Annotated in this window: 14 protein-coding genes; 12 read left to right on the forward strand and 2 right to left on the reverse strand. The window is 72.0% G+C overall.

Annotated features, from left to right (window positions below; all coding sequences use genetic code 11):
- Window positions 1-140 precede the first annotated feature (140 nt).
- The 4 genes from lepA to hemW all read left to right on the forward strand — a co-directional run bounded on the left by lepA (window position 141) and on the right by hemW (window position 7,837).
- Window positions 141-2,015, forward strand: a complete 1,875-nt coding sequence (lepA, locus tag ABZ434_RS06645; protein WP_359132624.1) for a translation elongation factor 4 — start codon at window positions 141-143, stop codon at window positions 2,013-2,015.
- Between the two features lie 284 nt (window positions 2,016-2,299).
- The gene (locus ABZ434_RS06650; protein ID WP_359132625.1) at window positions 2,300-4,189 is read left to right on the forward strand and encodes an AMP-binding protein; all 1,890 of its coding nucleotides are present in this window, start codon (window positions 2,300-2,302) and stop codon (window positions 4,187-4,189) included.
- Between the two features lie 443 nt (window positions 4,190-4,632).
- Window positions 4,633-6,537: an ATP-binding SpoIIE family protein phosphatase gene (locus ABZ434_RS06655; protein ID WP_359132903.1), complete on the forward strand. Its 1,905-nt coding sequence runs from the start codon at window positions 4,633-4,635 to the stop codon at window positions 6,535-6,537.
- Window positions 6,538-6,604: 67 nt separating this feature from the next.
- Window positions 6,605-7,837 (forward strand): radical SAM family heme chaperone HemW, encoded by a 1,233-nt coding sequence (gene hemW / locus ABZ434_RS06660; RefSeq protein WP_359132626.1) that lies wholly within the window; start codon window positions 6,605-6,607, stop codon window positions 7,835-7,837.
- A gap of 160 nt (window positions 7,838-7,997) precedes the next feature.
- Here hemW and ABZ434_RS06665 read toward each other — a convergent pair whose 3' ends face one another.
- Together ABZ434_RS06665 and ABZ434_RS06670 are read right to left on the reverse strand one after the other, a co-directional pair.
- Window positions 7,998-8,828, reverse strand: a complete 831-nt coding sequence (locus ABZ434_RS06665) for a DUF3097 domain-containing protein (protein ID WP_359132627.1) — start codon at window positions 8,826-8,828, stop codon at window positions 7,998-8,000.
- A gap of 25 nt (window positions 8,829-8,853) precedes the next feature.
- Complete coding sequence (locus ABZ434_RS06670; RefSeq protein WP_359132628.1) at window positions 8,854-9,585, reverse strand: MBL fold metallo-hydrolase; 732 nt, start codon at window positions 9,583-9,585, stop codon at window positions 8,854-8,856.
- A gap of 185 nt (window positions 9,586-9,770) precedes the next feature.
- Between ABZ434_RS06670 and hrcA the strand changes: the two genes are divergently transcribed.
- The 8 genes from hrcA (at window position 9,771) to ABZ434_RS06710 (ending at window position 19,495) form a co-directional block, all read left to right on the forward strand.
- Window positions 9,771-10,787, forward strand: a complete 1,017-nt coding sequence (hrcA, locus tag ABZ434_RS06675; protein ID WP_219573125.1) for a heat-inducible transcriptional repressor HrcA — start codon at window positions 9,771-9,773, stop codon at window positions 10,785-10,787.
- Window positions 10,788-11,924, forward strand: a complete 1,137-nt coding sequence (gene dnaJ / locus ABZ434_RS06680; RefSeq protein ID WP_359132629.1) for a molecular chaperone DnaJ — start codon at window positions 10,788-10,790, stop codon at window positions 11,922-11,924.
- A 170-nt stretch (window positions 11,925-12,094) separates the two neighbouring features.
- The gene (locus ABZ434_RS06685; protein ID WP_359132630.1) at window positions 12,095-13,168 is read left to right on the forward strand and encodes a nitronate monooxygenase; all 1,074 of its coding nucleotides are present in this window, start codon (window positions 12,095-12,097) and stop codon (window positions 13,166-13,168) included.
- The gene (locus ABZ434_RS06690) at window positions 13,165-13,911 is read left to right on the forward strand and encodes a 16S rRNA (uracil(1498)-N(3))-methyltransferase (protein WP_359132632.1); all 747 of its coding nucleotides are present in this window, start codon (window positions 13,165-13,167) and stop codon (window positions 13,909-13,911) included. Before ABZ434_RS06685 ends, ABZ434_RS06690 begins: the two co-directional genes overlap by 4 nt.
- A 72-nt stretch (window positions 13,912-13,983) precedes the next feature.
- A complete protein-coding gene (locus ABZ434_RS06695) occupies window positions 13,984-14,526 on the forward strand; it encodes a hypothetical protein (RefSeq protein WP_359132634.1) in 543 nt (180 codons plus the stop codon).
- Between the two features lie 132 nt (window positions 14,527-14,658).
- Window positions 14,659-17,874: a S41 family peptidase gene (locus ABZ434_RS06700; protein ID WP_359132636.1), complete on the forward strand. Its 3,216-nt coding sequence runs from the start codon at window positions 14,659-14,661 to the stop codon at window positions 17,872-17,874.
- A gap of 328 nt (window positions 17,875-18,202) precedes the next feature.
- A complete protein-coding gene (locus ABZ434_RS06705; protein WP_359132638.1) occupies window positions 18,203-18,562 on the forward strand; it encodes a histidine triad nucleotide-binding protein in 360 nt (119 codons plus the stop codon).
- Window positions 18,563-18,586: 24 nt separating this feature from the next.
- Window positions 18,587-19,495, forward strand: coding sequence for a ribonuclease Z (locus tag ABZ434_RS06710; RefSeq protein WP_359132640.1), 909 nt, complete (start codon window positions 18,587-18,589; stop codon window positions 19,493-19,495).

Below are 19,495 nucleotides of genomic sequence, written 5' to 3' on the forward strand. Positions count from 1 at the left end.
CACGGTACCAGCCGCACTCGGACCGGCCCAAACCGGTCTCCGGCCCGCAGGCGTGGGACGATGGAGGCTACGTACAGATCCGACCGACCCGACATCGACCCGAGACACGGCGTTCGGCGTCTCAAGAATCAGGACCCTGCGTGCCCGCGACTCCTCTCCACGTGCCCGAGCCGAGCCGTACCGACCCGGCGCTGATCCGCAATTTCTGCATCATCGCGCACATCGACCACGGCAAGTCGACCCTTGCCGACCGGATGCTCCAGCTGACCGGTGTGGTCGATGTGCGGCAGATGCGCGCTCAGTACCTCGACCGGATGGACATCGAGCGCGAGCGCGGCATCACCATCAAGTCCCAGGCGGTGCGACTGCCCTGGGCGCCCACGACCGGCGAGGGTCAGGGCAGCACCCACATCCTCAACATGATCGACACTCCGGGACACGTCGACTTCACCTACGAGGTCTCCCGGTCGCTGGCCGCCTGTGAGGGCACGGTCCTGCTGGTCGACGCCGCGCAGGGCATCGAGGCCCAGACGCTGGCCAACCTCTACCTGGCGATGGAGAACGACCTCACCATCGTCCCGGTGCTCAACAAGATCGACCTGCCGGCCGCCCAGCCCGAGAAGTTCTCCGAGGAGCTGGCCAACCTCATCGGCTGCCAGCCCGAGGACGTCCTCAAGGTCTCGGCGAAGACCGGTGTCGGCGTGGACGCGCTGCTCGACCGGGTGGTCAGGGACGTCCCCGCACCCGTCGGCAAGGCGGACGCCCCGGCCCGCGCGATGATCTTCGACTCCGTCTACGACGCGTATCGCGGAGTCGTCACGTACGTCCGGGTGGTCGACGGCCAGCTGAACAAGCGCGAGCGCATCCGGATGATGTCGACCGGCGCGACCCACGAGCTGCTGGAGATCGGTGTCTCCTCCCCGGAGATGACCCCGTCCGACGGCATCGGCGTCGGTGAGGTCGGCTACATCATCACCGGTGTGAAGGACGTCAGGCAGTCCAAGGTCGGTGACACGATCACCTCGCTGAGCAACGGCGCGACCGAGGCGCTGGGCGGCTACAAGGACCCCAAGCCGATGGTGTTCTCGGGTCTCTACCCGCTGGACGGATCGGACTACCCGGACCTGCGCGAGGCGCTGGACAAGCTCCAGCTCAACGACGCGGCCCTGGTGTACGAGCCGGAGACCTCCGCCGCGCTCGGCTTCGGTTTCCGCGTCGGTTTCCTCGGCCTGCTCCACCTCGACGTGGTCCGCGAGCGGCTGGAGCGCGAGTTCGGTCTCGACCTCATCGCCACCGCGCCCAACGTGGTCTACCGCGTCGAGATGGAGGACGGCACCGAGCACACCGTCACCAACCCGAGTGAATTCCCCGAGGGCAAGATCGACAAGGTGCACGAGCCGGTCGTCCGGGCCACGGTCCTCGCGCCCAGCGAGTTCATCGGCGCCATCATGGAGCTCTGCCAGCAGCGGCGCGGCACGCTCCTCGGCATGGACTACCTCTCCGAGGACCGTGTCGAGATCCGCTACACCCTGCCGCTCGCCGAGATCGTCTTCGACTTCTTCGACCAGCTGAAGTCCAAGACGCGGGGTTACGCCTCCCTCGACTACGAGCCCACCGGCGAGCAGTCCGCCCAGCTCGTCAAGGTCGACATCCTGCTGCACGGCGACAAGGTCGACGCGTTCTCCGCGGTCACGCACAAGGACAAGGCGTACGCCTACGGCGTGCGGCTCGTGGCCAAGCTGCAGAAGCTCATCCCGCGGCAGAACTTCGAGGTGCCGATCCAGGCGGCCATCGGCTCCCGGGTCATCGCCCGTGAGACCGTCCGCGCCATCCGCAAGGACGTCCTCGCCAAGTGCTACGGCGGTGACATCTCCCGTAAGCGGAAGCTGCTGGAGAAGCAGAAGGAAGGCAAGAAGCGGATGAAGATGGTCGGCAACGTGGAGGTGCCGCAGGACGCGTTCATCTCCGTGCTGTCGACCGACGAGTCCGCCGGGGAGACCAAGGCCAAGAAGTAGTACGGAGGTGTGGGGCGGGGCCGGCGCGTAGTCGCGCCCCTCGCTCCTACCGGCCGGTAGACGAACGGGCCCCCGCATCGCAGAACGCTGCGCCGCGGGGGCCCGTTCGTTATGAAGCGGGGTCCCGTTGCCTCTTACGCGGGGGGCGCGGGCGCTTTACTCTGATCACGGCTTCGTAGTTACTCGCCAGTTAAACAAGCATCGTGAAGCATGCAGACGTAAGCGGAGAGCACACCCCAACCAGCAGCCCGTCGTGAAGCACTGCCGCAGGCCCGGAGGATGTCGTGAGCGACACACAGACCATGATCGAGAACCGTCCGCCCTCCGTGGCGACCCTCTTCATCGACCGGGTGGCGGCCACCCCGGACGGGGAGGCCTACCGCTATCCCGTCCCCGCGGCCAGCGGCCAGGGTCCCGACGAGTGGAGGTCGCTCAGCTGGGCGCAGGCCGCCGAGCGGGTCCACGCCGTGGCGGCGGGGCTGATCGCCCTGGGCGTGCAGCCGGAGGAGCGCGTCGCGCTCGCCGCGAGCACCCGGGTCGAGTGGATCCTGGCCGACCTCGGGGTCATGTGCGCCGGTGCCGCGACCACCACGATCTATCCCTCGACGAACGCCGAGGAGTCGGCGTTCATCCTTTCCGACTCCGAGAGCCGGGTGCTGATCGCCGAGGACGCCGTGCAGCTGGCGAAGGCCCGCGAGCGCCGGGCCGAGCTGCCGAACCTCGCGCACGTCGTCGTCATCGACGCCGAGGGTGCCGGACCGGCCGAGGGTGATCCCGAGGGCTGGGTGCTCTCGCTGGCCGCACTGGAGGCCATGGGTGCCGAGCACCTGGCCAAGAACCCGGCCGCGGTCACCGACCGGGTCGACGCGATCACGCCCGAGCAGCTCGCGACCCTCATCTACACCTCGGGCACCACCGGCCGTCCCAAGGGCGTACGGCTGCCGCACGACAACTGGTCGTACATGGCCAAGGCCACCGTTTCCACCGGGCTGATCACCAAGGACGACGTCCAGTACCTCTGGCTGCCGCTCGCACACGTCTTCGGCAAGGTGCTCACCTCCGGACAGATCGAGGTCGGGCACGTCACCGCCGTCGACGGCCGGGTCGACAAGATCATCGAGAACCTGCCGATCGTCCAGCCGACCTACATGGCTGCCGTCCCCCGGATCTTCGAGAAGGTCTACAACGGCGTCGCGGCCAAGGCCCGTGCCGGTGGCGGGGCCAAGTACAAGATCTTCCTCTGGGCGGCCGGGGTCGCCCGCGAGTACGCGAAGGTCTCCCAGGACAACTTCCGGCGCACCGGCACCGCCTCCGTGCCCTTCGGGCTCGGCGCCAAGCACAAGGTCGCCGACACTCTCGTCTTCGCGAAGATCCGCGAGGCGTTCGGCGGCAGGCTCCGCGCCTGTGTTTCCGGCTCCGCCGCGCTCGCCCCCGACATCGGCTTCTTCTTCGCCGGCGCCGGCATCCACATCCTGGAGGGCTACGGTCTCACCGAGTCGAGCGCGGCCTCCTTCGTCAACCCGGGCGAGGCCTACCGCACCGGCACCGTCGGCAAGCCGCTCCCCGGCACCGAGGTCCGCATCGCCGAAGACGGCGAGATCCTCCTGCGCGGCCCCGGCCTGATGCAGGGCTACCAGGGGCTGCCGGACAAGACGGCCGAGGTGCTGGAGGCCGACGGCTGGTTCCACACCGGCGACATCGGCGAACTGTCCGTGGACGGCTATCTGCGGATCACCGACCGCAAGAAGGACCTGATCAAGACGTCGGGCGGGAAGTACATCGCGCCGGCCGAGGTCGAGGGCCAGTTCAAGGCGGTCTGCCCGTTCGTCTCCAACATCCTGGTGCACGGCGCGGACCGTAACTTCTGCACCGCGCTCATCGCCCTCGACGAGCCGACCATCCTCGGCTGGGCCGCGGAGAACGGCATGGAGGGCAAGTCGTACGCGGACGTCGTGGCGTCCCCCCGGACCGTCGAGCTCATCGACGGTTACGTCAAGCGCCTCAACGAGGGACTGCAGCGCTGGCAGACCATCAAGCAGTTCCGGCTGCTCCCGCGTGACCTCGACATCGAGCACGGCGAGGTCACGCCCAGCCTCAAGCTGAAGCGGCCGGTCGTCGAGCGCGAGTACAAGGACCTGATCGACGACATGTACGCGGGCTCCCGCGAGGCGTGACAGCAGCCTGAGGCCCCGGCTCCGGGCCCCGGCTCCGGGCCCCGGCCCGCCCCGCCTCTCGGCCCCGGCCCCGCGCGCCCGTCGCGCGGGGCCGGGGCCGGGGCCTCAGGCATGTCCGGATCAGGCCGGGCCCACGGGGTGCGGCACGCGCGTATGCGGCGTGGTCGCCGGCCCACCAGCCCCCCCTCGTGGCCCCGAAGGCAGGGAGGCACTTCGCGTCGGCTCGAATCCTCCCTCGCGGCTGCACGCACGGACCCACTCCCTGAGCAGGCCTGATCCGCATGAAAGGCCTTGTTTCTCCAGCCACTTCGGTAACTCGACGCGTATGCGAAGGGCCGATCTGTCACTCTGTCCGTGTCGTCAGCGGTGCTCGGAGAGTCCGTCTCAACGGAGAACAGGCAGAGCGAGAACAGGTCAGGAGCCGCCCTGTGGGGTCCATTCCCTTGCAGCGGGACATCGTGCAACGTCCCGGAACCACCGGCGCGTCCACGGGCACACAGCCCGTCGCCCGCACGACTCTGCCCGGGAACCTGCTCGCGCCCTCCGCGGCACGGCGGTTCGTCGCGGCGGCGCTCGCCGAGTGGAGCGGGCTCGGACTGCCCGCGGCCGTGGGGTTCAGCGAGCGGCTGTCCGACGACGCGGCGGTCGTCGTCAGCGAACTCGTCACCAACGCCGTCGTGCACGCCGGGACCAACGTCGAACTGCTCTTCCGGCTGGAGGAGGCGACCGAGGACGAGAGCTCGGCCCTCGTCCTGGAGATCTCCGACCACCACCCGGCCCGTGCCGTGCGCAGCGACCGCCCCGAGACGGGCACCGGGGACGCCGACGCACCGGGAGAGCCCGCCGAGTACGGGCGCGGCCTGGAGCTCGTCGCCACCCTCGCCGAACGCTGGGGCATCACCTACCGCACCGGCCTCAAGACCGTCTGGGCCCGCCTCCCCGTCGACGACTGGAACCCCTTCCCCGACGCCCACCCGGAGCCGGGCTTCCGGAGCGGACTGCGCGCCGCCGAACTGCTCGCCCCCACCGCCCGCCGCGCCCTGCGCGACGACGCGGACTGGGCGGGCCGCGGAGCACTGTCGTTCCTCGCCGAGGCGTCGGACCTGCTGGCCGGCCAGCTCGACGAGGACATCGTGGCCGCGCTCGCCGGACAGTTACTCGTGCCCCGGCTCGCCGACTGGTGCGCCATCTGGCTGGAGCCCGAGACCGCCGGCCGTGCGGCCGTCCCCCGGCTCGCCAAGGTCTGGCACGTCGACGAGACCCGTATCCAGCCTCTGCGCACCCTGCTGGAGGGCGACCCCCTCCGCCTCCCCGAGCGGGTCGGGACCGGCCCCGTCTCGATGCCCTGGCCCGGCAGCGCGGAGGACGGCGGGCAGCCGGACGGGCTCGAAGGCGTCACGCTCGCCTACCGGATCACCTCGGGCGGCCGCACCCTCGGCGCCGTACTCCTGGGCCGCCAGGGCATCGCCCGCGTCCCCGACGAGGTCATCGCCCTGATCGAGGACTTCGTGCGCAGGGTCGGCCTCGCCGTCGGCGCCGCCCGCGCCTACACCCGGCAGGCCACCATCAGCCGCATCCTCCAGCGTGGGCTGCTGCCCAGCAAGGTCGCCGAGATACCGGGCGTCGCCAGCTCCCTGGTCTACGAACCCAGCGACGACGGGGTGGTCGGGGGTGATTTCTACGACATCTTCCCGTGCCCCGGCGACCGCTGGTGCTTCGTCCTCGGCGACGTGCAGGGCAGCGGCCCCGAGGCCGCCGTCGTCACCGGGCTCGCCCGCCCCTGGCTGCGGCTGCTGGCCCGGGAAGGCTTCCAGGCCGGCGAGGTACTCGTCCGCCTCAACCGGCTGCTCCTCGACGACGCGATGGAGGCCGCCGAGGCCGCCGCGCTCATGGTCGCCGCCGCCGGCGGTCAGCACTCGGCGGACAGCGGGCAGTCCCGGTTCCTGTCCCTGCTGTACGGGGAGCTGGTACCCCTGCCCGGCGGCGGAGCCCGCTGCACCCTGGCCAGCGCCGGGCACCCGTTGCCGCTGCTGCTGCGCCCCGACGGCACGGTGCGCCCGGCCGCCGAACCGCAACTGCTCCTCGGCGTCATGGACGACGCCGTCTACGAGACCCAGAGCTTCGACCTCGCCCCCGGCGACAGCCTGCTCTGTGTCACCGACGGGGTGACGGAGCGGCGCTCGGGCCCGCTGATGTTCGACGACGAGGACGGGCTGGCGCAGGCGCTCTCCGGCTGCGCCGGGCTGACCGCGGAAGGGATCGCGGACCGCATCAAGCACGCCGTGCACGCCTTCGCGGAGCGTCCGCCGGACGACGACCTGGCGCTGCTGGTCCTCCAGGCCGAGTAGCGCTGCCCAGGGCGGGGCGTCCCGGGCGTGGCGTCCGGCTGCCGGGCGGCGCGCGACAATGGACGGTATGCCTTCCGTACTGCCCGATGGTGAGCCCGTGCCCGACGACGGGGCGCTGCCCCGCCACGCCCTGGAAGGCGCCGCAGAACGCCCGCTCGGCTTCTATCTGCACGTGCCGTACTGCGCGACCCGCTGCGGCTACTGCGACTTCAACACCTACACCGCGACCGAGCTGCGCGGCTCCGGCGGTGCGCTGGCCTCCCGCGACAACTACGCCTCCCACCTCGTGGGCGAGGTCCGCCAGGCCCGCAAGGTCCTCGGCGACGACCCCCGCGAGGTCCGCACGGTGTTCGTCGGAGGCGGTACGCCGACGCTGCTGGCCGCCGCCGACCTCGTACGGATGCTGGCCGCGATCCGGGACGAGTTCGGCCTCGCGGACGACGCCGAGATCACCACCGAGGCCAACCCCGAGTCCGTCGGACCCGCCTATCTGGCCGAGCTGCGCGAAGGTGGCTTCAACCGGATCTCCTTCGGGATGCAGAGTGCCCGGCAGCACGTCCTGAAGATCCTCGACCGCACCCACACCCCCGGCCGGCCCGAGGCGTGTGTCGCCGAGGCGAGGGCGGCCGGCTTCGAGCACGTCAACCTCGACCTGATCTACGGCACCCCCGGCGAGTCCGACGACGACTGGCGCGCCTCCCTCGACGCGGCCATCGGCGCCGGGCCCGACCATGTGTCGGCGTACGCCCTGATCGTCGAGGAGGGCACCCAGCTGGCCCGCCGCATCAAGCGCGGCGAGATCCCGATGACGGACGACGACGCGCACGCCGACCGGTATCTCATCGCGGACGAGGCGATGGCCGCCGCCGGCTTCTCCTGGTACGAGGTCTCGAACTGGGCCCGGACGCCCGAGGGCCGCTGCCTGCACAACGAGCTGTACTGGCGCGGGGCCGACTGGTGGGGCGCCGGACCCGGAGCGCACAGCCACGTCGGCGGCGTGCGCTGGTGGAACGTGAAGCACCCGGGGGCGTACGCGCAGGCGCTGGCCGAGGGGCGCTCGCCCGGTGCCGGCCGCGAGATCCTGTCCGCCGAGGACCGGCGGGTCGAGCGCATCCTGCTGGAGCTCCGGCTCGTCGACGGCTGCCCGCTGTCCCTGCTCGCCCCGGCGGGGCTTGCGGCGGCGGGACGGGCGGTGGACGACGGGCTGCTGGAACCGGGCCCCTATGGGGAGGGGCGGGCGGTGCTGACCCTGCGGGGGCGGCTGCTGGCGGATGCGGTGGTGCGGGACCTGGTGGACTGAGGGGGCGGGCGTGGCGCGAGGTGCGTGCCGTGTGGCGGGGGTGGCGCCTGCGGCGGGCCCGTTGCCCTCCCCTCCCCGCCCCTTCCCGTAACCGGGGCTCCGCCCCGGACCCCGCACCTCAAACGCCGGCGGGGCTGTAAGTGCGGCCGGACCCGGTTCCTCAAGGGCTGGAACTGGGGGGTGCCGTCACGAAGTCGATCAGCTCCTCCACCCGGCCCAGCAGCTCCGGCTCCAGATCCCGGTAGGAGCGGACGGTGGACAGGATCCGCTGCCATGCCGCACCGGTGTTCTCCGGCCACCCCAGCGCACGGCACACGCCCGTCTTCCAGTCCTGTCCGCGCGGCACCACCGGCCACCCGGCGATGCCGACGGAGGACGGCTTCACCGCCTCCCACACGTCGATGTACGGATGGCCGACCACCAGGACGTTCCCGTCCGAGATCTGCGCCGCGATCCGGGACTCCTTGGAACCCGGTACGAGATGGTCGACCAGCACCCCGAGCCGCGCGTCCGGGCCCGGCGAGAACTCCCGCACGATCGCGGGCAGGTCGTCGATGCCCTCCAGGTACTCCACGACCACGCCCTCGATGCGCAGGTCGTCGCCCCAGACCCGCTCCACCAGTTCGGCGTCGTGCCGGCCCTCCACGTAGATGCGCCCCGCCCGGGCCACCCGGGCCCGCGCCCCGGGGACCGCCACCGAGCCGGAGGCCGTACGGGCGGCCCGGACCGGGCCGCCCGCCGACGGGCGCACCAGCGTGACGACCCGGCCCTCCAGCAGGAAGCCGCGCGGCGTCATCGGGAAGACGCGGTGCTTGCCGAAGCGGTCCTCCAGGGTCACCGTCGGGCCCTCGGCCGTCTTCTCGCACCGGATCACCGCACCGCAGAAACCGGTGACGGCCTCCTCCACGACCAGATCGGGCTCGGCGGGCACCTCGGGAGCGGGGGCGGACTTCTTCCACGGCGGGGTCAGGTCCGGCTGGTAGCTGCGCATCGGACGACGATATGCGGGGAGCGGGCTACGACACGCCGAACCGGACAGCGAGGTCGTCGCGCTGGGCCCGTACGAAAGCGGCGTCCACCACCGCCCCGTGACCCGGCACGTACAGCGCGTCCTCGCCGCCCAGGGTCAGCAGCCGGTCCAGCGCCGCCGGCCAGCGCGAGGGGAACGCGTCCCGTCCCGCCTGCGGCTCACCGGACTCCTCGACCAGGTCGCCGCAGAACACGATCGCGGGCGAGCCGGCCAGGCCGGGCACCAGCACCGCCAGATCGTGGCCACTGTGCCCAGGGCCCGCGTTCACGAGCAGCACCTCACGCCCGCCGCCCAGGTCCAGAGCCCATTCGGCACGCACCTCGTGATGCGGCGCCACCAGCACATCGGCGGACTCGGCCGCGTCGTGCTCGGGCAGACCGTGCCGCACCGCGTCGGTGTGCAGCTCGTCCGCCCCGCCCCGCAGCAGATCCGCCACGCCGCCCGCGCCGTACACCCGAGCCCCGGCGAAGGCCGCCGTGCCCAGCACATGGTCGAAATGGGGGTGGCTGAGTGCGATATGCGTCACCCTCCGGCCCAGTAGAGCCTGCGCCTGACCGCGTACCTCCACCGCTTCGCGGAGTGACGACCCGGTGTCACAGAGCAGCACTCCGTCCGTCCCGGCCACCAGGGCGACCGTCGCATCCCACACCGGAAGGCGTCGTCGGCCCACTCCGTGTCCGAGTCGCTCCCAGCCGAACTCTTCCCAAGAGGCGTCCATACAGCGACGCTATCGGCAACGACCTGCGCAGTCTCGCGGTAGCGTGGCCGGTCGCCCTTGCTAGGGGCCCACCTCGTCGCCGTACACTGGCCGGGGGATTGCTGGCACTCGTACGTACAGAGTGCCAGGAGCAGACCCGGGAACGGCCCGAGAACCACCGAGGTACACAGCTGGAGGTGTGCGCGATGCTCAGCGAACGCAGACTCGAAGTGCTGCGCGCCATCGTCCAGGACTATGTCGGCACCGAGGAGCCCGTCGGCTCCAAGGCGCTCACGGAGCGGCACAAGCTGGGGGTCTCCCCGGCCACCGTCCGCAACGACATGGCGGTGCTGGAGGACGAGGGCTTCATCGCCCAGCCGCACACCAGCGCGGGACGCATCCCGACGGACAAGGGTTACCGGCTCTTCGTCGACAAGCTCGCGGGCGTCAAGCCCCTGTCGTCGCCGGAGCGCCGTGCCATCCAGAATTTCCTCGACGGCGCGGTCGACCTCGACGATGTCGTGGGACGTACCGTACGGCTGCTCGCGCAGCTGACCCGGCAGGTCGCCGTCGTGCAGTACCCCTCGCTGACCCGCTCGACGGTGCGGCACGTGGAACTGCTGTCCCTGGCCCCCGCCCGGCTGATGCTCGTGCTGATCACGGACACCGGCCGGGTCGAACAGCGGCTGGTCGACTGCCCCGCGCCGTTCGGCGAGACCTCTCTCGCCGATCTGCGGGCCCGGCTCAACAGCCGGGTCGTGGGACGCCGCTTCGCGGACGTCCCGCAGCTGGTGCAGGACCTGCCGGAATCCTTCGAGAGCGAGGACCGGGGAACCGTGTCCACCGTGCTCTCGATCCTCCTCGAATGCCTCGTCGAGGAGACGGAGGAGCGGCTGATGATCGGCGGCACCTCCAACCTCACCCGCTTCGGGCACGACTTTCCTGTGATGATCCGGCCGGTGCTGGAGGCATTGGAGGAGCAGGTCGTGCTGTTGAAGCTGCTCGGCGAGGCCAAGGACTCGGGCATGACCGTACGTATCGGGCACGAGAACGCCCACGAGGGGCTCAACTCCACGTCCGTCGTCGCGGTCGGCTACGGTTCGGGCGACGAGGCAGTCGCCAAACTCGGCGTGGTCGGACCGACCCGCATGGACTACCCCGGAACGATGGGAGCGGTACGCGCAGTGGCACGTTACGTCGGACAGATCCTGGCGGAGTCGTAAGTGGCCACGGACTACTACGCCGTACTCGGCGTGCGCCGCGACGCTTCGCAGGACGAGATCAAGAAGGCCTTCCGGAGGCTCGCCCGCGAGCTGCACCCGGATGTGAACCCCGATCCGAAGACCCAGGAGCGGTTCAAGGAGATCAACGCCGCTTACGAGGTGTTGTCGGACGCTCAGAAGAAGCAGGTCTACGACCTCGGCGGCGACCCGCTGTCCGCCTCCGGAGGCGGTGGCGCGGGCGGATTCGGACAGGGCGGCTTCGGCAACTTCTCCGACATCATGGACGCGTTCTTCGGTACGTCGTCGCAGCGCGGACCCCGTTCGCGCACGCGCCGCGGCCAGGACGCCATGATCCGGCTGGAGATCGACCTCTCCGAGTCGGCCTTCGGTACGACGAAGGACATCCAGGTCGACACGGCCGTCGTCTGTACGACCTGCAGTGGCGAGGGCGCCGCACCCGGCACCTCCGCCCAGACCTGTGACATGTGCCGCGGCCGCGGCGAGGTCTCCCAGGTCACCCGGTCGTTCCTCGGCCAGGTCATGACCTCGCGGCCCTGCCCCCAGTGCCAGGGCTTCGGTACGGTCGTGCCGACCCCCTGCCCCGAGTGCGCCGGCGACGGCCGCATCCGCTCGCGGCGCACGCTCACCGTGAAGATCCCCGCCGGTGTCGACAACGGCACCCGCATCCAGCTCGCGGGCGAGGGCGAGGTCGGCCCCGGCGGCGGCCCGGCCGGTGATCTCTACGTCGAGATCCACGAGCTGCCGCACGCCGTGTTCCAGCGGCGCGGCGACGATCTGCACTGCACGGTCACCATCCCCATGACGGCGGCGGCCCTCGGCACGAAGGTGCCGCTGGAGACGCTCGACGGTCTCGAGGAGGTCGACATCCGGCCGGGCACCCAGTCCGGCCAGTCCGTGCCGCTGCACGGCCGCGGCATCACGCACCTGCGGGGCGGTGGGCGCGGCGACCTGATCGTGCACGTCGAGGTGCTCACGCCGACGAAGATGGACCCGGAGCAGGAGCGCCTCCTGCGCGAGCTGGCGAAGCTGCGCGGCGAGGAGCGGCCCACCGGCCAGTTCCAGCCCGGGCAGCAGGGCCTGTTCTCGCGGCTGAAGGACGCGTTCAACGGCCGCTAGCGCCGCGTCGGTCAAGGTTCGCCCGGCACGGGTAGACCTCGGCTGACGAGGCACCAGCTCCACGCAACGATGTCGTACGGGCCCGGTTTCCGGGCCCGTACCGCATTGCGGACAAACCGTGGCAGCGGGGTGCGCATCGCAGGACAGGGGCGACATGACACGATGCGGTCATGTCATCCGCGTTGACCGATCTCTGCCGGTATCCGATCGTGCAGGCCCCGATGGCGGGCGGACCCTCCTGTCCGCAGCTCGTCGCGGCCGTCGCCGAGGCAGGCGGACTCGGCTTCCTGGCCGCCGGGTACAAGACGGCCGACGGCATGTACAACGAGATCAAGCAGGTGCGCGGACTCACCGGCCAGCCCTTCGGCGTCAACCTGTTCATGCCGCAGCCGAACCTCGCCGACCCGGCCGCCGTCGAGGTGTACCGGCACCAGCTCGCCGGCGAGACCTCCTGGTACGAGACACCGCTCGGTGACACCGACGCCTGCGGCGACGACGGCTACGAGGCCAAGCTCGCCATCCTGCTGGAGGACCCCGTCCCGGTGGTCTCCTTCACCTTCGGCTGCCCGTCGCGCGACACCCTCGACGCGTTCGCCGCGGCAGGCACGTACACCGTCGTCACGGTCACCTCGCCCGAGGAGGCCCAGGCCGCCCAGTGGGCGGGCGCCGATGCCGTCTGCGCCCAGGGCGTCGAGGCGGGCGGCCACCAGTCCACGTTCCGCGACGACCCGCAGGCCGACGGCAGCGGCACCGGGCTGCTCTGCCTGGTGGCCCAGGTCCGCGAGACCGTGCAGATACCGGTCATCGCCGCGGGCGGGCTGATGCGCGGCTCCCAGATCGCCGCGGTGCTGGCGGCGGGAGCCGATGCCGCGCAGCTGGGCACCGCCTTTCTGGTCTGTCCCGAGTCGGGCGCCCATCTGCTGCACAAACAGGCACTGACCAACCCGCTGTTCGTCCGCACCACTCTGACCCGGGCCTTTTCCGGCCGCCCGGCCCGAGGCCTGGTCAACCGCTTCGTGCGCGAGCACGGACCGTACGCCCCCGCCGCCTACCCGCAGGTCCACCATCTGACAGCCGTGCTGCGCAAGGCGGCGGCCAAGGCGGGGGACGCGCAGGGCATGGCACTGTGGGCGGGGCAGGGGCACCGGATGGCACGCGAACTGCCCGCGGGCCGGCTGGTCAGGCTGCTCGTCGAGGAACTGGACGCCGCACGGACGGCACTGAGCACGAGGAGTACACAGTGACGGCACCCGTTTTCGTCGTCGAACAGCTGCCGGACGGGCCCGGGTTCGTGCTGGACGGCCCCGAGGGCCGGCACGCCGTCTCGGTGAAGCGACTGCGCGCCGGTGAGGACGTCGTCCTGACGGACGGAAGCGGCCGTTGGGCCGAGGGCGTCGTGATGGCGGCCGAGGGCAAGGACCGGCTGGTGATCACCGATCTGGAGTCCGTCCACGAGGAACCCCGCCCCGACGTCCGCATCACGGTCGTCCAGGCACTGCCCAAGGGCGACCGGGGCGAACTCGCCGTCGAGACGATGACGGAGACCGGTGTCGACGCGGTCGTCCCGTGGCAGGCCGCGCGCTGCATCACCCAATGGAAGGGCGACCGGGGCCTCAAGTCCCTGGCGAAGTGGCGGAGTACGGCCCGTGAGGCCGGCAAGCAGTCGCGCCGGGTCCGGTTCCCTGACGTGGCGGACGCGGCCACGACGAAGCAGGTTGCCGCACTTCTGGCCACTGCCGACTTCGCGGCGGTGCTGCACGAGGACCGGGGACACGACAGTGAGGCGCTGGCCACCGTCGCCCTGCCCGACGAGGGCGAGATCGTGCTGGTCGTGGGGCCCGAGGGAGGCGTCTCACCCGAGGAGTTGGCCGTCTTCACCGCAGCCGGCGCCCGGACCTGCCGGCTCGGACCGACCGTGCTGCGCACCTCGACGGCGGGCACCGCGGCGACAGCGCTGCTGCTGGGGCGCACGGGCCGCTGGTCGTAGGACCGGTCCTCGGGGGCAGTTGTGGCCGCAAGCGGTCTACCGCTGCGTGTGGAGCAGTGGGAAGCTGCCCGTATGGGGACATCAAGGGCATGGGGTCGCCGGGCGACCCGTCGCATTCCGGCCGCGATCTGCCTCGCGGCCACCGCTGTCGCGGGTCTCGCCGCGTGCGAACCCGCGGACGGGCTGAACACGGCGTCCATCGCCGTGACCACGGATCGCACCGCCACCCGTGCCCTGGAGCACGAGGACGTCCATGTGCAGTGGCTGACCTGCACGGCGAAGGTCGACGGGGACGAGGGGAAGCCGGCGTCCGCGCGGGCCGGTTCGGCCACCGCCTCCACGCGTCGCGTCGCCGACGTCGACTGCAGTGGCCGGACGAAGGACGGACGGGACATCAAGGTCACCGGCCAGGTCCGGAAGGCGGTCGACGGCAGGTGTGTGCAGGGTGACCTCACGGCGAAGGCCGACGGCAGGACCGTGTTCCGGGCCAGCCTCCTCGGCAACTGCGACGCGCCGCCCTCCACCCGCGCCCCGGCCAACGGCAACGGTGGGGGAGGGGCCAGGCCCACGGTCACGGTGACCGTCACGGTCACCGGACAGCCCCAGGGCAAGTGAGCGAACCTCCCGGCAACCCGGCGGGCCCACCGCACACTTGCCGGACCCTTTGCGTGTGCCGGGCACCGACCGTACGGCGGACTCCGGCCAACTCCGTTCCGCGGGCCACGGCCGCGCCCTAGGCTGATCGCTGTGACACAGCCTTCCTACCTCCGGTACCCCCATGTCCAGGGCGACTCGATCGCCTTCACCGCCGAGGACGATGTCTGGCTCGCCCCGCTCGACGGCGGCCGAGCCTGGCGTGTCAGCGCCGACAACCGTCCCGTCACCCAGCCCCGGATATCTCCCGACGGCACCCTCGTCGCCTGGACATCCACCCGGGACGGGGCACCCGAGGTGCACCTCGCCCCCGTCGACGGCGGCCCCTCCCGGCGGCTGACGCACTGGGGCGACGCGCGGACCGCCGTACGGGGCTGGACCCCCGACGGCGAGGTGCTGGTCACCAGCACCCAGGGCCAGGTCTCGCTCCGGCGCTCCTGGGCCCGCGCCGTCCCGGTCGACGGCGGACCCGCACGGACCCTCCCGTACGGCCCGGTCGGCTCCCTCGCCCACGGCCCCGGCGAACGCGTCCTGCTGCTCTCGGCCACCATGGGACGCGAGGCCGCCACCTGGAAGCGCTACCGGGGCGGCACGGCCGGCAAGCTCTGGATCGCGGCCGAGGGCGACCCGGGAGAGTTCGTACGCGTCCACGAGGGGCTCGACGGCAACATCGAGTGCCCGATGTGGGTCGGCGACCGCATCGCCTTCCTCTCCGACCACGAAGGCGTCGGAGCGCTCTACTCCTCCCTCCCCGACGGCACGGACCTGCGCCGGCACACCGGCGTCGAGGGCTTCTACGCCCGGCACGCCACCACCGACGGCACCCGCGTCGCCTACGCGTCCGCCGGTGAACTGTGGCTCCTGGACAGCCTGGAGAGCGACGCCCCCCGCCGGCTCGACGTCCGGCTCGGCGGCCAGCGCGCCGACCTCCAGCCGCACCCCGTGCACGCCGGCAGCCACCTGAGCGCCGCGTCCCCCGACCGCACCGGCCGCGGCAGCGCCGTCGGCTCCCGAGGCGCCGTCCACTGGGTCACCCACCGCGAAGGCCCGGCCCGCGCGCTCGCCGTCGAACCGGGCGTACGCGCCAGGCTGCCACACACCTTCCAGGCCGACGGCGACCAGCACGTCGTCTGGGTCACCGACGCCGAGGGCGACGACGCGCTGGAGTGCGCCCCCGCCACCGGTACCGGCCCCGGAGCCGTCCCGCGCCGCCTCGCCGCGGGACGGATCGGCCGCGTCCTCGACCTGGCCCCGGCACCGGACGGCAGCCGGTTCGCCGTCGCCGCCCACGACGGGCGCGTCCTGATCGTCGAGCGGGAGAGCGGCGAGGTCCACGAGGTGGACCGCAGCGAGCACGGCGACGCCTCCGGGCTCGTCTTCTCACCCGACTCCGCCTGGCTCGCCTGGTCGCACCCCGGCCCCGAACCGCTGAGTCAGCTCAAGCTCGCGCACCTGGCCGACCTGTCGGTCTCCGAGGCGACCCCGCTGCGGTTCCGGGACTTCGCCCCCGCCTTCACCGCCGACGGAAAGCACCTGGCCTTCCTCTCCGAGCGGGCCTTCGACCCCATCTACGACGCGCACGTGTTCGACATGGCGTTCATCGGCGCCTGCCGGCCGCACCTGCTGACGCTCGCCGCGACCACGCCCTCGCCGTTCGGCCCGCAACTCCACGGCCGCCCGACCGAGAAGGAGAAGGGCGGCGACGGCGAGGACAACCCCACCGCGCTCCCCGTCACCCGCATCGACCTGGACGGCCTCGCCGACCGGATCGTGCCGCTGCCCGTCGAGGCCGGCAGCTACTCCTCGCTGCGGGCCGCGAAGGACGGCCTGCTGTGGCTGCGTCACCCGGTGACCGGGGTGCTCGGCACGAGCGCGGCCACCCCCGACGCCCACGGGCCGGAGCCTGTCCTCGAGCGGTACGACCTGGAGAAGCTGCGCTGCGAGGAACTCGCCTCCGACGTCAGCCGGTTCGCGGTCAGCGGCGACGGCAAGCGGCTCGTCCTGCACAGCCACGGCAAACTGCGCGTGGTCCCGTCCGACAGCCGGGTGTCCGGCGGCTCCGACGACGACAGCGACGACGGCAACGTCACCGTCGACCTCTCCCGCGTCCGCCGCACCCTCGACCCGGCCGCCGAATGGCGCCAGATGTACGACGAGACCGGCCGCATCATGCGGGACAACTTCTGGCGCCCCGACATGGGAGGCGTCGACTGGGACGCCGTCCTGGACCGCTACCGGCCCGTCCTGGAGCGTGTCGCCACCCATGACGACCTCGTCGACCTCCTCTGGGAGGTCCAGGGTGAACTCGGCACCTCGCACGCCTATGTGACCCCCGCCGGCGGCTGGCGCGACGACTCCGCCCGGCAGGGCCTGCTCGGCGCCGACCTCTCCCGCGCGGACGACGGGAGCTGGCGCGTCGACCGCATCCTGCCGTCCGAGACGTCCGACCCCGCCGCCCGGGCGCCGCTCGCCGCCCCCGGCGTCGCCGTGCGTGCCGGTGACGCGATCGTGGCCGTCGACGGCCACCCGGTCGACCCGCTCACCGGCCCTGCACCGCTGCTCACCGGGTCCGCCGGCAGGCCCGTCGAGCTGACCGTCTCGCCGGTCGACGGCGGCGACCCGCGCCACGTCGTCGTCGTGCCGATCGCCGACGAGGAGGCGCTGCGCTACCACGCGTGGGTCGCCGGCCGGCGCGCCCATGTGCACGAGCAGTCAGGCGGCCGCCTGGGCTACCTCCACGTACCCGACATGGTCGGCTCGGGCTGGGCGCAGATCCACCGCGACCTGCGCACCGAGGTCGCCCGCGAGGGCCTGGTGGTGGACGTACGGGAGAACCGCGGCGGCCACACCTCGCAGCTGGTGGTGGAGAAACTGGCCCGCCGCATCGTCGGCTGGGACCTGCCCCGCGGCATGCGGCCCTCCAGCTACCCGGGCGACGCGCCGCGCGGCCCGGTCGTGGCCGTCGCGAACGAGTTCTCGGGCTCGGACGGCGACATCGTGAACGCGGCCATCAAGGCGCTGAACATCGGCCCCGTGGTCGGCGTACGGACCTGGGGCGGCGTGGTGGGCATCGACAGCCGGTACCGGCTCGTCGACGGCACGCTGGTCACCCAGCCCAAGTACGCCTTCTGGCTCGAGGGGTACGGGTGGGGCGTCGAGAACCATGGTGTCGACCCCGACGTCGAGGTCGTCATGACGCCGCAGGACCATGCGGCGGGCCGGGACCCGCAGCTGGACGAGGCGATCCGGATCGCGCTGGAGTCGCTGACGCGCGCCCCGGCGAAGGTGGCGCCGCCGTTGCCGGAGTGATGTCGAGCCCCTCCGGCGTTTGGGGAGCGGGGGTTCGGGGGGAGCGCCCCCGAAAAGGCCCGAGTGCCTGACCCCCGCCCCGGCGTCCGGGTAACCGGCGCTCCGCCCCGGACCCCGCGCCTCGAACGCCGGCGGGGCTGGAGTGTTGCCCGGCGGGGCTGGGTACGCAGCCGCGAGGGTTTCGGGACCAGCCGGGCAGATCGAGCCTCTCCGGCGTTTGAGGCGCGGGGGCGCGGGGGCAGCGCACCCGAATGCGCTCCGCACCGGCGGCCCGGCCCCGCCCGCTAGGCTGCCCCCAACGGATCACCGAGACAGAGGAGCGCACCCCATGGCAGGAGAACCGCAGCCCGACTGCCTGTTCTGCAAGATCGTCTCGGGCGAGATCCCGGCCACCATCGTCCGGGAGACCGACACCACCGTCGCCTTCCGTGACATCAACCCCCAGGCCCCCACCCACGTCCTGGTCATCCCCCGCGTCCACCACCCCGACGCCGCGTCACTCGCCGCCGCCGAACCGCAGATCCTCGCCGACGTGCTCCGCGAGGCCGGACACGTCGCCGCCGACGAGAAGGTGGACGCGACCGGGTACCGGGTCGTGTTCAACACCGGCGCCGGCGCCGGGCAGACCGTCTTCCACGCGCACGCCCACGTCATGGGCGGCCGCGGCCTCCAGTGGCCCCCCGGCTAGGTCCGGAACGAGGCATCAGCAGCCGTGTCCGTACGTGAACTCGTCGTCCTCGGCACCGCCAGCCAGGTCCCGACCCGGCACCGCAACCACAACGGCTACCTGCTCCGCTGGGACGGCGAGGGAATCCTCTTCGACCCGGGCGAGGGCACCCAGCGCCAGATGCTGCGGGCCGGGGTCGCCGCGCACGACATCGACCGGATCTGCGTCACGCACTTCCACGGCGACCACTCGCTCGGCCTGGCCGGAGTGATCCAGCGGATCAACCTCGACCAGGTCCCGCACCCCGTCACCGCGCACTACCCGGCGAGCGGACAGCACTTCTTCGACCGGCTCCGGTACGCCACCGCCTACCGCGAATCGGTCGAGCTGACCGAGGCCCCGGTCGACACCGACGGACCACTGGCCACCACTGACGCGTACACCCTCGTCAGCCACCGGCTCTCACACCCCGTCGAGTCCTACGGCTATCGCCTGGTCGAGCCCGACGGGCGGCGCATGCTGCCCGGCAAGCTCGCCGAGCACGGCATCACGGGACCGGACATCGGCCGGCTCCAGCGTGCGGGCGTCCTCGGCGGGATCACCCTCGACGACGTCTCCGAGCGCAGGCGCGGCCAGCGGTTCGCGTTCATCATGGACACGAGGCTGTGCGACGGCGTGTACGCACTCGCCGAGGGCTGCGACATGCTGGTCATCGAGTCGACCTTCCTCGACGAGGACGAGAAACTGGCCACCGACCACGGCCACCTGACCGCCGGGCAGGCGGCCCGGGTCGCGAAGGAAGCAGGCGTACGGCACCTCGTGCTCACGCACTTCTCCCAGCGCTACCCGGAGCCGGAGCTCTTCGAGGTCCAGGCCAGGGCGGCCGGGTACGAGGGCGAACTGACCGTCGCCCGGGACCTGATGCGGGTCCCGGTGCCGAGCCGCCACCCGTGA

The organism is Streptomyces sp. NPDC005761 (assembly GCF_040630635.1).
Taxonomy (GTDB): Bacteria; Actinomycetota; Actinomycetes; order Streptomycetales; family Streptomycetaceae; genus Streptomyces.